Source organism: Staphylococcus sp. HMSC62B09 (assembly GCF_001839115.1).
Lineage (GTDB): Bacteria > Bacillota > Bacilli > Staphylococcales > Staphylococcaceae > Staphylococcus > Staphylococcus haemolyticus.
In genome coordinates this window covers 36,370-52,900 of the sequence record NZ_KV840096.1, presented here as the reverse complement: position 1 = coordinate 52,900, position 16,531 = coordinate 36,370, and the positions used below count along the sequence as shown (strand labels likewise).

Here is a 16,531-nt window from a genome sequence, read left to right as displayed (position 1 = left end):
TGAGCCGATATCGAGACCGAAAGGTCTCTTTTTTATGCACAAAAACAAAACCGAAGGTTTAATAAGATATCAACAAATCAAAGTGTTATAGCTTTACGAAGAGCAAGCATTTGAAGTCGATGAATTAAGAATATTGGTTTATTATTAATAAGGCTTATGTTAGGTATTACATTTACAATACATGGTGCTCAAAAAATATTTGGTGGCTTTAAAGAGCCAATGGCAATGATGTCTGATTTAGGTTTCCCTGCCTTCTTCGGTGTTATTTTAGGATTATTTGAATTCATCGGAGGCATTTTAATGATCATTGGTTTATTTGCTAATTATGTAGCTGCCGGCTTTATCGTAATTATGCTTGGAGCTTTATTTACTGTCCATCTGTCACAAGGTTATATGGCATCTGAACTTGTGATTATACTATTGGTGATGAGTGTAGCCATATTGATTTCTTATAATTGGAAGAAAGCACTTGAACTGTATTAAGAAACTATTAATGTCTAATTATTACTTAATATAAACGATGGCACGTCGACAAGTTTTTAACTTATGGACGTGCTTTTTTTACTATACAGTTAATGATTTTATTAAAACGTCGGTGTGCTCTTTAAGTTTATGATTCGGAATACCACCAAATCCAATAATAAATTTTGGAAGTAGTTCATTTTCTTCCGCATAATTGTAAACGTTCAATTTTAATTTCAGTTTCTCAGCATTGTGGAGGCATTGAGACATTGTAAGTCCATTGTCAACAGTTATAGTAAAATGCATTCCTGTTAAAGCACCTTCGATTTTTAATTGATCTTCATGTGGCTTCAAACGTTCTAATATATAATTTAGTTTCTCTCTATAAATCTTTCTCATTTTATTTAAATGACGCTCAAAACTTCCAGATGACATGAAGTTAGCAATAATTTGTTGGATATGCACAGGTACTGTGTTGCTTTCTTTATAAGGCATTGACAGATAAGATTGTAATAATTTTTGAGGTAAAACAATATAAGCAATACGGCAACTCGGGTAAAGTGACTTTGAAAATGTACTAATATAAATCACTTTGTCATTTTTATCTAAACTTTGTAAAGCTGGAATAGGTTTACCGTAATATCTAAATTCTGAATCATAATCGTCCTCAATTATATATCGGCTATTTTGTTGATGTGCCCATTTAATTAACTGTGTTCGTTTCTTTAAATTCATGACATATCCTGTAGGAAACTGATGTGACGGTGTTATATAAACAATATCGTTATTAGAATTTATGATGTCAATCATATTAATTCCATCTTTTTCAACTGTTGCCTGTATATAATCATGCTTGTTTTTATCTAAAACATGTTTTATGGGCGGATAACTTGGTTTTTCTATTATAAAAGATGATGTTTTAAGTAAATCTGTAATCATGTTTAACAGCTGCTCTGTAGAAGATCCAATGACGATTTGATTGGGATGGCACGAAACCCCTCTACTATTAAATAGATAATGGGCAATTTGTTGACGTAAATTTAATTCTCCTTGGATATCACCTTTTTCTAAAAGTGCTAATTCATTATCTTCAAAGGCTTCTTTTGCATACTTTCGGAAAAGGTTGAGGGGGAAGTATTCTGCATCAATTTCAGCTAAATTAAAAGCATACTTGTATTGTTTACTCTCAGGTGTCTTAGGTTCGGTTTCTATAAATTGATTATTAATATTGATGACAGGTAATGACTGAATATCGGAAACATAATAGCCAGAACGTGGTTTAGAGTATATAAAACCTTCATCAAGTAGGAGTTGATAGGCGTGTTCAATCGTTGTATGACTAAGAGATAAATGTTCACTTAACTGGCGTTTCGATGGAAATTTGTCTTGTGCTTGGTATTGACCTTCTATAATTTGGTTTTTTAATTGTTCATAAAGTGAGATATATAATTTTTGCTTTTTCATTTTAATAACTGACCCCTAATTTTATAAATAAATTGTACCTTTTTAAATATCAGTTTATAACTTAAAATGAATTTAATCAAATTGGAAAAGGGGTTAATTTTATGTCAAAAATCGTAGGATCAGATCGAGTTAAACGAGGAATGGCTGAGATGCAAAAAGGCGGCGTTATTATGGACGTTGTTAATGCAGAACAAGCTAAAATTGCAGAAGAAGCTGGCGCAGTTGCGGTTATGGCTTTAGAACGTGTACCATCTGACATCAGAGCAGCTGGTGGGGTAGCACGTAGCGCTAATCCTAAAATTGTTGAAGAAGTAATGAATGCTGTATCAATTCCAGTTATGGCGAAAGCACGTATTGGTCATATTACTGAAGCACGTGTGTTGGAAGCTATGGGCGTAGATTATATTGATGAATCAGAAGTGTTAACACCTGCTGATGAAGAATATCATTTAAGAAAAGATCAATTCACGGTTCCTTTTGTATGTGGTTGTCGTAACTTAGGTGAAGCTGCGCGTCGTATTGGTGAAGGTGCTGCAATGTTACGTACTAAAGGTGAACCTGGTACTGGTAACATTGTAGAAGCAGTTAGACATATGAGAAAAGTTAATTCAGAAGTTAGTCGCTTAGTTGTGATGAATGACGATGAAATTATGACTTATGCAAAAGAACTTGGTGCGCCTTATGAAGTTTTAAAACAAATCAAAGATCACGGACGTTTACCAGTAGTTAACTTTGCAGCTGGTGGTGTTGCTACACCTCAAGATGCTGCTTTAATGATGGAATTAGGTGCTGATGGTGTATTTGTTGGTTCAGGTATTTTCAAATCTGAAGATCCTGAGAAATTTGCTAAAGCAATTGTTCAAGCTACAACGCATTACCAAGATTATGAGCTTATTGGCAAATTAGCTTCAGAATTAGGCACAGCAATGAAAGGTTTAGATATTAATCAAATCTCATTAGAAGAACGTATGCAAGAGCGTGGTTGGTAATATATGAAGATTGGTGTATTAGCATTGCAAGGTGCCGTACGTGAACACATCCGTCATATTGAACTTAGTGGTCACGAAGGTATTGCAGTTAAAAAGGTTGAACAATTAGATGAGATAGATGGGTTAATTCTTCCAGGTGGCGAATCTACTACATTGCGAAGATTAATGGATTTATATGGATTTAAAGAAAAATTACAACAATCTGATTTACCAATGTTTGGCACATGTGCAGGTCTTATCGTACTAGCGAAAGATGTCGAAGGTGAAACTGGCTATTTGAAGAAATTAGACATAACTGTTGAACGTAATTCATTTGGACGACAAGTAGATAGTTTTGAAGCAGAGTTAGATATTAAAGGTATTGCTGAAGACATTGAAGGTGTATTTATTAGAGCACCTCATATCGCTAGTGTTGAAGAGGGCGTAGAAATATTAAGCACAGTTGGCGATAAGATTGTAGCAGTAAAGCAAGGCAAATATTTGGGCGTATCATTCCATCCGGAATTAACAGATGATTACAGAGTAACGCAATACTTTATTGATCATATGGTTAAATAAATGAATAATGGCAATTTTAGGGATGTTTTAAAAGTCTTCAATTTGCAAAAAAATAACCTAGAACTTCTTTATAAATTGGAAGTTCTAGGTTATTTAATTTCGATATTAGATAAAGAAACCAGCAATTGCAGCTGAAATGAATGATACTAATGTTGCACCAAATAATAACTTAAGTCCAAAGCGCGCTACGACATCACCTTTTTCAGAGTTAAGTGATTTAATGGCACCTGAGATAATACCGATTGAACTGAAGTTTGCGAATGATACTAAAAATACAGACGTTACACCTTTCGCATGTTCAGATATATCTTTTAAGTTACCTAATGATTGCATTGCAACAAATTCATTAGATAATAATTTAGTTGCCATAACGGAACCTGATTTAACAGCGTCTTCCCAAGGTACACCAGCTAAGAATGCTAATGGTGCAAAGACAAATCCGATTAATGTTTGGAAGTCCCATTTAATTGCGCCACCTGATACTAAGCTAAATGCACCACTTACTAAACCGTTTAATAATGCGATGATTGAAATATAACCAATTAACATTGCGCCTACGATTACTGCAACTTTGAAACCATCTAAAATGTATTCTCCTAACATTTCGAAGAATGACTGTTTTTTAGTTTCGCTTTCGTCTACTAATAGTTTATCGTCTTCTTCATTAACTTTATAAGGGTTAATGATTGAAGCAATAATGAAACCACCAAATAAGTTTAAAACAACAGCTGTAACAACATATTTAGGTTCAATCAATGTGAAGTATGCACCAATAATTGACGCTGATACTGTAGACATTGCTGAAGCTGTTAATGTGTACAAACGTTGTTTAGGTATGTAAGGTAACTGTTGTTTCAATGAAATGAATACTTCAGATTGACCTAAGATTGCAGCAGCAACTGCATTGTATGATTCTAAACGTCCCATACCATTAATTTTAGAAATTAAGAATCCTAAAACATTAATAATCCATGGTAAGATTCGAGTATATTGTAAGATACCAATTAATGCTGAAATAAATACAATTGGTAGTAACACACTGAAGAAGAATGGTGGGTTTTTAGGATCTACGAACTTAAATCCGCCAAACACGAAGTTAACCCCTTCTGCAGCTTTTTGTAATAAGTAGTTAAATCCTTCCGAAATGCCCCCAATAACTGTAATACCTGCTGTCGTTTTCAATAAAATAAACGCGAACACAAGTTGGATAACTAATAAAATACGAACATATTGCCAGCGGATATTTTTTCTGTCAGAGCTAAACAAAAATGCAAGTGCCAAAAAGAAAATTATCCCTATAATCCCAATAAGAATATGCATAATTCTACTCCTTTAAATTTACTTAACTAATATAATACAATAAATTCTTACATGTAACATCAATAATTTTAGAAAATTAAAAAACAAATTGGTTGAAAAAGGTCAAAGATGCTCATATAATATAGTCAAAGAAGGTCAAAAGAGGTGGTAAATCATGCACAACATGTCTGACATCATAGAACAATACATTAAAAAGTTATTCGAAGAAAGTAATGAAGACGTGGTAGAAATTCAACGAGCAAATATTGCTCAACGGTTCGACTGTGTACCTTCTCAATTAAATTATGTCATTAAAACTAGATTCACAAACGAACATGGTTATGAAATAGAAAGTAAACGAGGTGGTGGAGGTTATATCCGAATCACCAAAATTGAAAATAAAGATGCAACGGGGTATATTAATCATCTGTTGCAAATCATTGGGCCATCCATTTCCCAGCAACAAGCTTACTATATTTTAGATGGTTTGCTAGATAAAGGTCTCATTAGTGAAAGAGAAGCAAGAATGATTCAAGTTATAGTTGATCGAGAGACTTTGAAAATGGATGTTGTTGCTCGAGATATTATTAGAGCGAATATTTTAAAACGTTTGTTACCAATCATTAGTTTTTATTAATAGAAAAGCGAGGTGTCTATGTGTGCTTTGCGAAAACTGCCATTTAAATGAAGCAGAGGTTAAACTTACAGTAAAAAGTAAAGAAGGCACTTCTGAGAAATGGGTATGTTCTATATGTGCTCAAGGTGAAAATCCTTGGCAACAAAATGAAACGCCATCCCCGCATTCTCAGTTTCAAGACGATATTGAAGAAGCATTTGTCGTCAAACAAATATTGCAACATTTGGCAACGAAACATGGTATTAATTTCCATGAAGTAGCTTTTCAAGAAGAGAAGCGATGTCCAACGTGTAAGATGACATTAAAAGATATTGCGCATGTAGGGAAATTCGGGTGTGCAAATTGTTATGCCACTTTCAAAGATGACATCGTAGATATAGTAAGACGCGTTCAAGGTGGACAATTTGAACACGTAGGTAAAACGCCTCGTTCGTCTCATAAGAAACTTGCCATCAAGAAACAAATTGAGGAAAAAACAAAATATCTCAATGTACTAATAGATGAACAAAACTTTGAAGAGGCTGCTATCGTTAGAGACGAAATAAAAGCATTGAAAGACGAGAGCGGGGTGGAACGCAATGAGTGATATGAATGCACATATCAGTGAATGGATGAAGGAAACTGAAGAATCTCCAATTGTTATGTCATCAAGAGTTCGATTGGCTAGAAATTTAGAAAATCACGTTCACCCACTCATGTTTCCATCAGAACAAGATGGGTTCAGAGTTATAAATGAAGTACAAGATGTATTGCCTGATTTAGATTTAATGCGTTTAGATACAATGGATCAACAAAACAAAATGAAACTTGTTGCAAAACATTTAATTAGTCCTGAACTGATTAAACAACCCGCATCAGCAGTGTTATTGAATAAAGATGAATCAATAAGTATTATGATTAATGAAGAAGATCATATACGCATACAAGCAATGGGCACCGATTTATCTTTACACGACTTATATAACAAAGCTAGTGAGATTGATGATACTTTAGATCAATCACTAGACATTAGTTATGATGAACATTTAGGATATTTAACTACGTGTCCAACAAATATTGGTACAGGTATGCGAGCAAGTGTGATGTTACACTTGCCAGGATTATCCATTATGAAACGTATGAATCGTATTGCACAGACAATTAATCGTTTCGGTTTTACAATTCGAGGTATATATGGAGAAGGCTCGCAAGTGTATGGCCATATTTATCAAATCTCAAATCAATTAACACTTGGTAAGACTGAAGATGAAATCATAGATAATTTAACTGAAGTTGTTCAACAAATCATAAATGAAGAAATGCAAATTCGTGAACGTTTAACTCAATACAATGAATTAGAAACGCTAGACCGTATTTATCGGTCATTGGGTATTTTACAAAATAGTCGAATCATTTCAATGGAAGAAGCTTCTTATCGTTTAAGTGAAGTGAAATTAGGTATCGATTTAGGGTATTTAACATTGAGTGATTTTAAATTTAATGAATTAATGGTAAGTATTCAATCAGCGTTTATCTATAACGATGAAGATGAAACAATCTCTGTAAATGAAAAGAGAGCAAATATATTAAGAGAATATACTCAATAGGAGGTACAAAAATATATGCTATTTGGTAGATTAACTGAACGTGCACAACGTGTCCTAGCACACGCACAAGAAGAAGCGATACGTTTAAATCATTCTAATATAGGTACAGAACATTTGTTATTAGGTTTAATGAAAGAACCAGAAGGTATTGCTGCTAAAGTATTAGAAAGCTTTAATATTACCGAAGATAAAGTGATTGAAGAAGTCGAAAAATTAATCGGTCACGGACAAGATCAAACAGGAACATTGCATTATACACCAAGAGCTAAGAAAGTAATTGAACTTTCAATGGATGAAGCAAGAAAGTTACACCATAACTTTGTAGGTACAGAACACATATTACTAGGTTTAATTCGTGAAAATGAAGGCGTAGCTGCTCGCGTATTTGCTAATCTTGATTTAAATATTACAAAAGCGCGTGCCCAAGTCGTCAAAGCACTAGGTAGTCCTGAAATGAGCAATAAAAATGCTACAGCAAATAAATCAAATAATACCCCTACATTAGATGGATTAGCACGTGATTTAACTGTCATTGCCAAAGATGGAACGTTAGATCCAGTTGTTGGTAGAGATAAAGAAATTACTCGTGTAATTGAAGTGTTAAGTCGTCGTACTAAAAACAATCCTGTACTAATTGGTGAACCCGGTGTAGGTAAAACTGCAATTGCAGAAGGCCTTGCTCAAGCTATTGTTAATAATGAAGTACCTGAGACACTTAAAGGTAAACGCGTGATGTCACTTGATATGGGAACAGTTGTAGCTGGTACTAAATATCGTGGTGAATTTGAAGAACGTTTGAAAAAAGTAATGGAAGAAATTCATCAAGCTGGTAACGTAATCTTATTCATTGATGAATTACACACATTAGTTGGTGCTGGTGGAGCTGAAGGCGCAATCGATGCGTCAAACATATTAAAACCAGCATTAGCACGTGGTGAATTACAATGTATCGGTGCGACAACATTAGATGAATATCGTAAAAACATCGAGAAAGATGCAGCGTTAGAACGTCGTTTCCAACCTATTCAAGTTGATGAACCAACAGTTGAAGACACAATTGCAATTTTAAAAGGATTACGTGATCGTTATGAAGCACATCACCGCATCAATATTTCAGATGAAGCACTTGAAGCGGCTGCTAAATTAAGTGATCGTTATGTATCAGATCGTTTCTTACCCGATAAAGCGATTGATTTAATTGATGAAGCAAGTTCAAAAGTAAGACTGAAAAGTCATACAACACCTAACAACTTGAAAGAAATTGAGCAAGAAATTGAAAAAGTAAAAAATGAAAAAGACGCAGCAGTTCATGCTCAAGAATTCGAAAATGCTGCTAATTTACGTGATAAACAAACTAAACTTGAAAAACAATATGAAGATGCCAAAAATGAGTGGAAAACAACTCAAGGCGATCAATCCACTTCTCTATCTAAAGAAGATATTGGTGAAGTCATTGCAGGTTGGACAGGTATCCCGCTTACAAAAATTAATGAAACTGAATCAGATCGATTATTAAATCTTGAACAAACGTTACATGATAGAGTTATAGGCCAAAATGATGCTGTAACTTCTATTAGTAAAGCGGTACGCCGTGCTCGTGCAGGATTGAAAGATCCTAAACGTCCAATCGGTAGTTTTATCTTCTTAGGTCCAACAGGTGTAGGTAAAACAGAATTAGCTAGAGCATTAGCAGAATCAATGTTTGGTGAAGAAGATGCAATGATTCGCGTTGATATGAGTGAGTTTATGGAAAAACATGCTGTGAGTCGTTTAGTTGGAGCGCCTCCAGGCTATGTAGGTCATGATGAAGGTGGCCAATTAACTGAGAAAGTAAGACGTAAACCATACTCAGTTATCTTATTTGATGAAATCGAAAAGGCGCATCCAGATGTATTTAATATTCTATTGCAAGTTCTAGACGATGGTCATTTAACTGATACAAAAGGACGTCAAGTTGATTTCCGAAATACAGTGATTATCATGACTTCAAATGTTGGTGCTCAAGAATTACAAGATCAACGCTTTGCTGGTTTCGGTGGCAGTTCTGAAGGTCATGACTATGAAACAATTCGCAAGACAATGATGAAAGAATTGAAAAATTCATTCCGCCCAGAGTTCTTAAACCGTGTTGACGACATCATCGTATTCCACAAACTTTCTAAAGATGAATTGAAAGAAATCGTTACAATGATGGTTAATAAACTAACACAACGACTATCTGAGCAAGATATTAATATTATTGTAACTGATAAAGCAAAAGAAAAAATTGCTGAAGAAGGCTATGATCCAGAATACGGTGCCCGTCCATTAATCAGAGCTATTCAAAAAACAGTTGAAGATAACTTGAGTGAATTAATTTTAGACGGTAACCAAATTGAAGGTAAAGAAGTTGTCATCGACCATGATGGTGATGAATTTAAATATAATATCAATGAAAAAAATAATGGTATTTCAGATGAAGACAACGAAGTAACTGAAACTGAAGCATAATACTATAAAATTAATGTTAAATATAAGCTGAGACATATCATATTCGAATGTCTCAGCTTTAATTTTTTGATTTCAATGAATCAATTTTAATCATTATAAGTATTAATTATCACTAAAATAAATAGAATCAAATTTATACTAATTTGCTTAAGTTTACATTTGTCATTGTGCAACGTTACATATAAAATAGATTTGTTCAAAGAAAAATCGGGGGTGCAATTTTGGCCAAAAAGAAAGTAATTTTTGAATGTATGGCTTGCGGCTATCAATCTCCAAAATGGATGGGAAAGTGTCCTAATTGTGGGTCATGGAATCAAATGGAGGAAATTGTTGAAAAAGTTTCAAATCCTAAACACGGCGTAAAGACATCAACGTCTAGCGCAAAAGTCCAGAAATTAAATGATATCAAGAATGAAGTGACACCGAGAGTTCAGACAGAATCAAAAGAGTTCAACCGCGTTTTAGGTGGTGGCATTGTAAGTGGCTCTTTAGTGTTAATAGGTGGAGATCCTGGTATCGGTAAATCAACGTTATTGCTGCAAATTTGTGCATCATTGTCACAAAAATTAAATGTACTGTATATTACAGGTGAAGAATCACTAAATCAAACTAAATTACGTGCCGGTCGACTAGATGAAGATTCGAGTAATTTAAATGTGTTAGCAGAAACAGATTTAGAGGTAATACATCAAACAGTTCAACAAGCACAACCTGATATTTTAGTTGTGGATTCCATTCAAACAATATATCATCCTGAAATTAGTTCGGCACCTGGTTCTGTGTCTCAAGTTAGAGAAAGTACACAGAGTTTAATGAATATTGCTAAACAAATGAATATTGCAACATTTATCGTCGGACATGTTACAAAAGAAGGTCAAATTGCAGGACCGCGTCTATTAGAACATATGGTTGATACTGTACTGTACTTTGAGGGAGATGAGCATCATGCTTATCGTATCTTGAGAGCGGTTAAGAACCGTTTTGGTTCTACTAATGAAATGGGCATTTTTGAGATGAAACAAAGCGGGTTAAAAGGCGTTCATAATCCTTCTGAAATGTTCTTAGAGGAACGTTCTACCAATGTGCCGGGATCAACGATTGTAGCAACTATGGAAGGTACACGACCTCTATTAATAGAAGTTCAGGCCTTAGTGACGCCTACAACATTTAATAACCCTAGACGTATGGCAACAGGTATAGATCATAATCGTTTGAGTTTATTAATGGCTGTATTAGAGAAAAAAGAAAACTATTTATTACAACAACAAGATGCATATATTAAAGTAGCTGGTGGCGTTCGATTGACAGAGCCGGCAGTTGATTTAAGTGTTATAGTAGCAACAGCTTCAAGTTTTAAAGATAAAGCAGTAGATGGGCTTGATTGTTATATTGGAGAAGTAGGTTTGACCGGTGAAGTGAGACGTGTTTCTCGAATTGAACAACGTGTTCAAGAAGCAGCTAAATTAGGCTTTGAACGTGTTATTATTCCACAGACAAATATCGGTGGATGGCAATTTCCTGAGGGCATTAAAGTAGTAGGAGTGTCTACAGTACATGATGCACTAAAGTATGCATTCAAATCGTAAATAAAGTGAAAAAGAGGTGAGACTTATGAAAGTATTAAAAGGAATTGTAATCATCATATATATTATTCTAGGTGCCGCACTTGGTATTTTGTTAATACCTGAAATACTCAAGGATTTTAATATTGATGGTTACCCATTTTTACATAACTATTATATTGATGGCTTAATTGGAATAGTAGTATTTTTCTTGATTTTTGGCTTCTTTATTAATAAAGTTACGAAAACTTTTAAAGCCATTGAACATTGGATTATGCAACGTAGTGCTGTTGAAATTTTATTTGCAACACTTGGACTTATCATTGGATTATTTATATCAGTTATGGCTTCGTTTATTCTAGAAATGATTGGAAACACGATATTAAATCATCTAGTACCACTTATTATTACATTATTGCTATGTTATTTAGGTTTCCAATTTGGTTTGAAAAAGCGTGACGAAATGTTAATGTTCTTGCCGGAAAATATGGCACGCTCTATGTCTAAAAGTAATATTAGTGCTGTACCTAAACTTTTAGATACAAGTGCAATTATCGATGGACGTATTTTAGATGTCATTCGTTGTGGTTTTATAGATGGTGAAATCCTTATACCGCAAGGTGTTATTAATGAACTTCAAGTTGTAGCTGATGCGAATGATAGTGTGAAACGTGAGAAAGGACAACGCGGTTTAGATATATTAAATGAATTGTATGACTTAGAGTATCCTACACGCGTGATACATCCACAAAAGTCTCACAGTGATATTGATGAACTATTGGTAAAGTTAGCACAAACTTATCATGCGCATGTGATTACTACCGATTTTAATTTAAATAAAGTATGTCACGTTCAAGGAATTAAAGCTTTAAATGTAAACGACTTATCTGAAGCAATTAAACCGAATGTTCATCAAGGTGACCGCATTAATATTCTATTGACTAAAATGGGTAAAGAGCCTGGTCAAGGTGTAGGCTATTTAGATGACGGCACAATGGTAGTCGTTGACAATGCGAAATCACTTGTAGGTAAATATGTAGATTTAGAAGTCATCAGTTTATTACAAACATCATCAGGACGTATTATTTTCGCTAAAAAAATAGACGATTCAGAGTAATGATAAATATGTTCTTTAAACTTAGAGATTAAGAAGATATGTTCAATTATAAAAAAATTAAATTATTGTAAGTGATTAGGTTTCATGTGAAACGCTAAATGTGGAGGGCACTCTTTTCAAGAAGCGAAGCATGGAACCTATTTACATAAAGTAGATTTATGAATTAATGATAATCTATAGCGCAAACAAGTGACTTATCAAAGTGTTGATTTAGTGCTACAATAATGAAGAAATGCGAACTTTTATCTAAGGTTAATGTAAAGTGGAAAGTTATTCGGGAACATGTCTAAAATGATAGTTTAGAATAGCTTTTTTCTAATGGTTTGAAGGTGTTTCTTACTGGCGTAGAACGACTCGGTTAGAGTGTAAAGTTTGTAGCCTGTATTAGATAAAGCGTATAAATTCGAAGTTAAAACATAACTAATATTTATAGGAGTGAATACGATGAGTGAACGCATTAGAGTGAGATATGCGCCAAGTCCAACTGGATATTTACACATTGGTAATGCAAGAACTGCATTATTTAATTATTTATTTGCTAAGCATTATGATGGTGATTTCGTAGTGCGTATTGAAGATACGGATAGTAAACGTAATCTTGAAGATGGTGAGTCATCTCAATTTGATAACTTAAAATGGTTAGGATTAGATTGGGACGAATCAATCGATAAAGACAAAGGTTATGGACCTTATCGCCAATCAGAACGTGGTGATATCTATAATCCACTTATTCAACAATTATTGGACGAAGATAAAGCGTACAAATGTTACATGACTGAAGAAGAGCTTGAAAAAGAACGTGAAGATCAAATCGCACGTGGTGAAATGCCTCGTTACGGTGGTCAACATGCACATTTAACTGAAGAAGAACGTCAACAATTTGAAGCTGAAGGTCGTCGCCCATCAATTAGATTCCGTGTGCCTAAAGATCAAATGTATACGTTTAATGATATGGTTAAAGGTGAAATTTCATTCGATTCAAACAATATAGGTGACTGGGTTATCGTTAAAAAAGATGGCATCCCTACCTATAACTTTGCTGTAGCTATCGATGATCATTACATGGAAATTTCCGATGTTATTCGTGGTGACGATCACGTTTCTAACACACCAAAACAACTTATGATTTATGAAGCATTTGGTTGGGAAGCGCCACGGTTTGGTCATATGTCGCTAATTGTTAATGAAGAACGTAAAAAATTAAGTAAACGTGATGGCCAAATTTTACAATTTATTGAGCAATACCGTGATTTAGGTTACTTGCCAGAAGCGTTATTTAACTTTATTACATTATTAGGTTGGTCTCCAGAAGGAGAGGAAGAAATCTTTTCTAAAGAAGAATTTATTAAGATCTTTGATGAAAAACGTCTCTCTAAATCACCAGCGATGTTCGATAGACAAAAATTAGCATGGGTTAATAACCAATATATGAAAACAAAAGATACTGACACAGTATTTGAACTTGCATTGCCTCATCTTATTAAAGCTAATTTAATCCCAGAATCTCCAAGTGAAGATGATAAAGAATGGGGTCGCAAATTAGTGGCACTATATCAAAAAGAAATGAGCTATGCTGGCGAAATTGTACCTTTATCTGAAATGTTCTTCCATGAAATGCCTGAATTAGGAGAAGAAGAACAAGAAGTCATTAATGGAGAACAAGTTCCTGAATTGATGACACATTTATATGGTAAATTAGAAGCTTTAGAGCCATTTGAAGCGGCTGACATTAAGAAAACAATTAAAGAAGTACAAAAGGAAACAGGTATTAAAGGTAAACAATTATTCATGCCTATTCGTGTTGCCGTAACTGGTCAAATGCATGGTCCTGAATTACCTAATACAATTGAAGTATTAGGTAAAGATAAAGTACTTTTACGATTGAAAAAATTCGTGTAAAGGACATCAGGCAAGTTGCACGAATGAGATGCTAATTTAACTTATCTAACACTTGAAATTTCACATTAAAGCAAATATGATAATGTTAAAGATGGCGAAGCCATTTTGGTATGAGTATTTAAAGGCGAAGGATTAGTAAATATTAGACTATGATTTCAGAGAGTGTACGGTTGCTGTGAGTACGCCATAGACGATGTTGAATGCACCTTTGTATAACCAACTAAATATAGTAAATGAGTATGATAAAGTGAATCTAGTAACCTATAGTTATATAGATATACTAGCTTGCATTTATCTAGAATACAGAGTGGAACCGTGCAATAGCGCCTCTAGCATCTTAAGTGTTAGGGGCGCTAATTATTTTATTTAGAGTGTATTTAAGTATTTTGTTATTAAATTTGGAAATTTTTAAACTTTTTAAAAAACTGAGGGGGCGACAGTCTTGATAAAAAGAATGAGAGACGATGTGAAAATGGTATTCGAACAAGACCCAGCAGCTCGTACAACATTTGAGGTTATTACAACATATGCTGGATTACATGCAGTTTGGAGTCACCTTATTGCACACAAACTATATAATAAGAAATGCTACGTATTGGCGAGAATTATATCTCAAGTATCACGTTTCTTTACAGGTATTGAAATACATCCAGGCGCGAAAATTGGCAAACGCTTATTTATAGACCATGGTATGGGTGTAGTAATTGGTGAGACTTGTACAATTGGTGATAATGTGACTATTTATCAAGGTGTAACACTGGGTGGTACGGGCAAAGAAAAAGGAAAGCGTCACCCTGATATTGGCGATAATGTATTAATCGCAGCTGGGTCAAAAGTGTTAGGTAATATTCAAATTGATTCAAATGTGAATATTGGTGCGAATTCAGTGGTATTACAATCAGTTCCAAGTTACACGACTGTAGTCGGTATTCCTGGACATATTATTAAACAAGAGGGTAAACGTATCGGTAAAACATTTGATCACCGTAATTTACCTGACCCTTTATATGAACAAATTAAGCAACTAGAAAAACAACTTGAAAAAGCGAAGAACGGAGAGATTAAAGATGATTACATTATATAATACATTAACGCGTCAAAAAGAGACATTTGAACCTATCGAACCAGGTAAGGTGAAAATGTATGTCTGTGGTCCGACAGTATACAATTATATTCACATTGGTAATGCACGTCCTGTCATAAATTATGATGTTGTACGTAGATATTTTGAATATAAAGGATACGAAGTGATTTATGTTTCAAACTTCACAGATGTAGACGATAAATTAATAAACCGTTCTAAGGAATTGAATGAGAGTGTACCGGATATTGCAGATAGATACATTAAAGCATTTTATGAAGATGTTGGTGCATTAAACGTTAAGAAAGCGACTTCGAATCCACGTGTAATGAATCATATGGATGAGATTATTGATTTTATTAAAGAGCTAGTTGATGAAGGTTACGCTTATGAGAGTGACGGCGATGTCTACTTTAGAACACGCAAATTTGAAGGTTACGGTAAATTAAGCCATCAATCATTAGATGATTTAAAGGTAGGAGCAAGAATAGAAGCTGGGGAACAAAAAGAAGATGCGTTAGACTTTACTTTATGGAAAAAAGCAAAACCAGGTGAAATTAGTTGGGAAAGTCCTTTTGGTGAAGGGCGTCCAGGTTGGCATATTGAATGTTCAGTAATGGCGTTTCATGAACTAGGCAAAACAATTGATATTCATGCTGGTGGTTCTGACTTACAATTCCCTCATCACGAAAACGAAATTGCGCAATCAGAAGCGCATAATCATGCCCCATTTGCTAATTACTGGATGCATAATGGTTTTATAAATATAGATAACGAGAAAATGAGTAAATCGTTAGGTAACTTTATACTAGTTCATGACATCATAAAAGAAGTAGATCCTGACGTTCTACGATTCTTCATGATTAGCGTACATTATAGAAGTCCTATTAATTATAATCTAGAACTTGTTAATGCAGCTAAGAGTGGTTTAGAACGCATTCGTAATAGCTATCAATTGATAGAAGAACGTGAAACAATCGCGACAGACATCGTTGACCAATCTAAATATATCGAACAAATCGATGCTATTTTAGAGCAATTTGAGACAGTAATGGATGATGATTTCAACACTGCTAATGCTGTTACGGCTTGGTACGATTTATCTAAACTTGCGAATAAATATGTTTTAGAGAACAATACATCTACTCAAGTCATTTCTCGATTCAAAGAAGTTTATCAGATATTTAGTGATGTACTTGGAGTTCCACTAAAAGGTAATAAATCAGATATGTTACTTGATGAAGATATTGAAAAGCTTATCGAAGAACGTAATGAAGCGCGTAAAAATAAAGACTTTGCACGTGCAGATGAAATAAGAGATATGCTTAAAGAACAAAACATTATATTAGAGGATACGCCACAAGGTGTACGCTTTAAACGTGGATAA

14 protein-coding genes are annotated in these 16,531 nt (G+C 34.2%); 12 read left to right on the top strand and 2 right to left on the bottom strand.

The window, feature by feature from the left end; translation table 11 throughout:
* Positions 1-132 precede the first annotated feature (132 nt).
* A complete protein-coding gene (locus HMPREF3265_RS01955; RefSeq protein ID WP_256323907.1) occupies positions 133-483 on the top strand; it encodes a DoxX family protein in 351 nt (116 codons plus the stop codon).
* An 81-nt stretch (positions 484-564) separates the two neighbouring features.
* On the opposite strand, the gene HMPREF3265_RS01950 is transcribed toward HMPREF3265_RS01955, so the two are convergent.
* Positions 565-1,926 carry a MocR-like pyridoxine biosynthesis transcription factor PdxR gene (locus tag HMPREF3265_RS01950; RefSeq protein ID WP_037552098.1) on the bottom strand — a complete coding sequence of 454 codons (1,362 nt, stop codon included), beginning with the start codon at positions 1,924-1,926 and terminating at the stop codon, positions 565-567.
* A gap of 101 nt (positions 1,927-2,027) precedes the next feature.
* Here HMPREF3265_RS01950 and pdxS point away from each other — a divergent pair, with 101 nt between their 5' ends.
* Together pdxS and pdxT are read left to right on the top strand one after the other, a co-directional pair.
* A complete protein-coding gene (pdxS, locus tag HMPREF3265_RS01945) occupies positions 2,028-2,915 on the top strand; it encodes a pyridoxal 5'-phosphate synthase lyase subunit PdxS (protein WP_011276742.1) in 888 nt (295 codons plus the stop codon).
* A 3-nt stretch (positions 2,916-2,918) separates the two neighbouring features.
* Entirely contained in the window at positions 2,919-3,473 is a 555-nt protein-coding gene (gene pdxT, locus HMPREF3265_RS01940; RefSeq protein ID WP_037552097.1) for a pyridoxal 5'-phosphate synthase glutaminase subunit PdxT, read from the top strand.
* Positions 3,474-3,578: 105 nt separating this feature from the next.
* Here the strand turns inward: pdxT and HMPREF3265_RS01935 are convergent, their stop codons facing one another.
* The gene (locus tag HMPREF3265_RS01935) at positions 3,579-4,793 is read right to left on the bottom strand and encodes a NupC/NupG family nucleoside CNT transporter (protein ID WP_070860929.1); all 1,215 of its coding nucleotides are present in this window, start codon (positions 4,791-4,793) and stop codon (positions 3,579-3,581) included.
* A gap of 154 nt (positions 4,794-4,947) precedes the next feature.
* Between HMPREF3265_RS01935 and HMPREF3265_RS01930 the strand changes: the two genes are divergently transcribed.
* The 9 genes from HMPREF3265_RS01930 to cysS all read left to right on the top strand — a co-directional run bounded on the left by HMPREF3265_RS01930 (position 4,948) and on the right by cysS (position 16,531).
* Positions 4,948-5,409 (top strand): CtsR family transcriptional regulator, encoded by a 462-nt coding sequence (locus HMPREF3265_RS01930; protein ID WP_070443018.1) that lies wholly within the window; start codon positions 4,948-4,950, stop codon positions 5,407-5,409.
* Positions 5,410-5,431: 22 nt separating this feature from the next.
* On the top strand, positions 5,432-5,995 hold the full coding sequence (locus HMPREF3265_RS01925) for a UvrB/UvrC motif-containing protein (RefSeq protein WP_011276738.1): 564 nt from the start codon (positions 5,432-5,434) through the stop codon (positions 5,993-5,995).
* Positions 5,988-6,995, top strand: coding sequence for a protein arginine kinase (locus HMPREF3265_RS01920; protein ID WP_037552094.1), 1,008 nt, complete (start codon positions 5,988-5,990; stop codon positions 6,993-6,995). The genes HMPREF3265_RS01925 and HMPREF3265_RS01920 overlap by 8 nt, the downstream gene beginning before the upstream one ends.
* Positions 6,996-7,010: 15 nt before the next feature.
* A complete protein-coding gene (locus tag HMPREF3265_RS01915) occupies positions 7,011-9,485 on the top strand; it encodes an ATP-dependent Clp protease ATP-binding subunit (protein ID WP_070860928.1) in 2,475 nt (824 codons plus the stop codon).
* Positions 9,486-9,706: 221 nt separating this feature from the next.
* Complete coding sequence (radA, locus tag HMPREF3265_RS01910) at positions 9,707-11,071, top strand: DNA repair protein RadA (RefSeq protein WP_070860927.1); 1,365 nt, start codon at positions 9,707-9,709, stop codon at positions 11,069-11,071.
* A gap of 25 nt (positions 11,072-11,096) precedes the next feature.
* Positions 11,097-12,164 carry a PIN/TRAM domain-containing protein gene (locus HMPREF3265_RS01905; protein ID WP_053025233.1) on the top strand — a complete coding sequence of 356 codons (1,068 nt, stop codon included), beginning with the start codon at positions 11,097-11,099 and terminating at the stop codon, positions 12,162-12,164.
* Between the two features lie 444 nt (positions 12,165-12,608).
* Entirely contained in the window at positions 12,609-14,063 is a 1,455-nt protein-coding gene (gene gltX, locus HMPREF3265_RS01900) for a glutamate--tRNA ligase (protein WP_070860926.1), read from the top strand.
* 454 nt (positions 14,064-14,517) lie between these two features.
* Positions 14,518-15,147 (top strand): serine O-acetyltransferase, encoded by a 630-nt coding sequence (cysE, locus tag HMPREF3265_RS01895; protein WP_176744743.1) that lies wholly within the window; start codon positions 14,518-14,520, stop codon positions 15,145-15,147.
* Positions 15,131-16,531, top strand: a complete 1,401-nt coding sequence (gene cysS / locus HMPREF3265_RS01890) for a cysteine--tRNA ligase (RefSeq protein ID WP_070581355.1) — start codon at positions 15,131-15,133, stop codon at positions 16,529-16,531. The genes cysE and cysS overlap by 17 nt, the downstream gene beginning before the upstream one ends.

Bases quoted from the DNA above. Each gene is read 5' to 3' on its own strand.
- pdxT (WP_037552097.1), top strand. From the start codon at position 2,919: ATGAAGATTGGTGTATTAGCATTGCAAGGTGCCGTACGTGAACACATC.
- HMPREF3265_RS01920 (WP_037552094.1), top strand. From the start codon at position 5,988: ATGAGTGATATGAATGCACATATCAGTGAATGGATGAAGGAAACTGAA.
- HMPREF3265_RS01930 (WP_070443018.1), top strand. From the start codon at position 4,948: ATGCACAACATGTCTGACATCATAGAACAATACATTAAAAAGTTATTC.
- HMPREF3265_RS01935 (WP_070860929.1), bottom strand. From the start codon at position 4,793: ATGCATATTCTTATTGGGATTATAGGGATAATTTTCTTTTTGGCACTT.
- cysE (WP_176744743.1), top strand. From the start codon at position 14,518: ATGAGAGACGATGTGAAAATGGTATTCGAACAAGACCCAGCAGCTCGT.
- gltX (WP_070860926.1), top strand. From the start codon at position 12,609: ATGAGTGAACGCATTAGAGTGAGATATGCGCCAAGTCCAACTGGATAT.
- HMPREF3265_RS01905 (WP_053025233.1), top strand. From the start codon at position 11,097: ATGAAAGTATTAAAAGGAATTGTAATCATCATATATATTATTCTAGGT.
- cysS (WP_070581355.1), top strand. From the start codon at position 15,131: ATGATTACATTATATAATACATTAACGCGTCAAAAAGAGACATTTGAA.
- HMPREF3265_RS01915 (WP_070860928.1), top strand. From the start codon at position 7,011: ATGCTATTTGGTAGATTAACTGAACGTGCACAACGTGTCCTAGCACAC.
- HMPREF3265_RS01950 (WP_037552098.1), bottom strand. From the start codon at position 1,926: ATGAAAAAGCAAAAATTATATATCTCACTTTATGAACAATTAAAAAAC.
- pdxS (WP_011276742.1), top strand. From the start codon at position 2,028: ATGTCAAAAATCGTAGGATCAGATCGAGTTAAACGAGGAATGGCTGAG.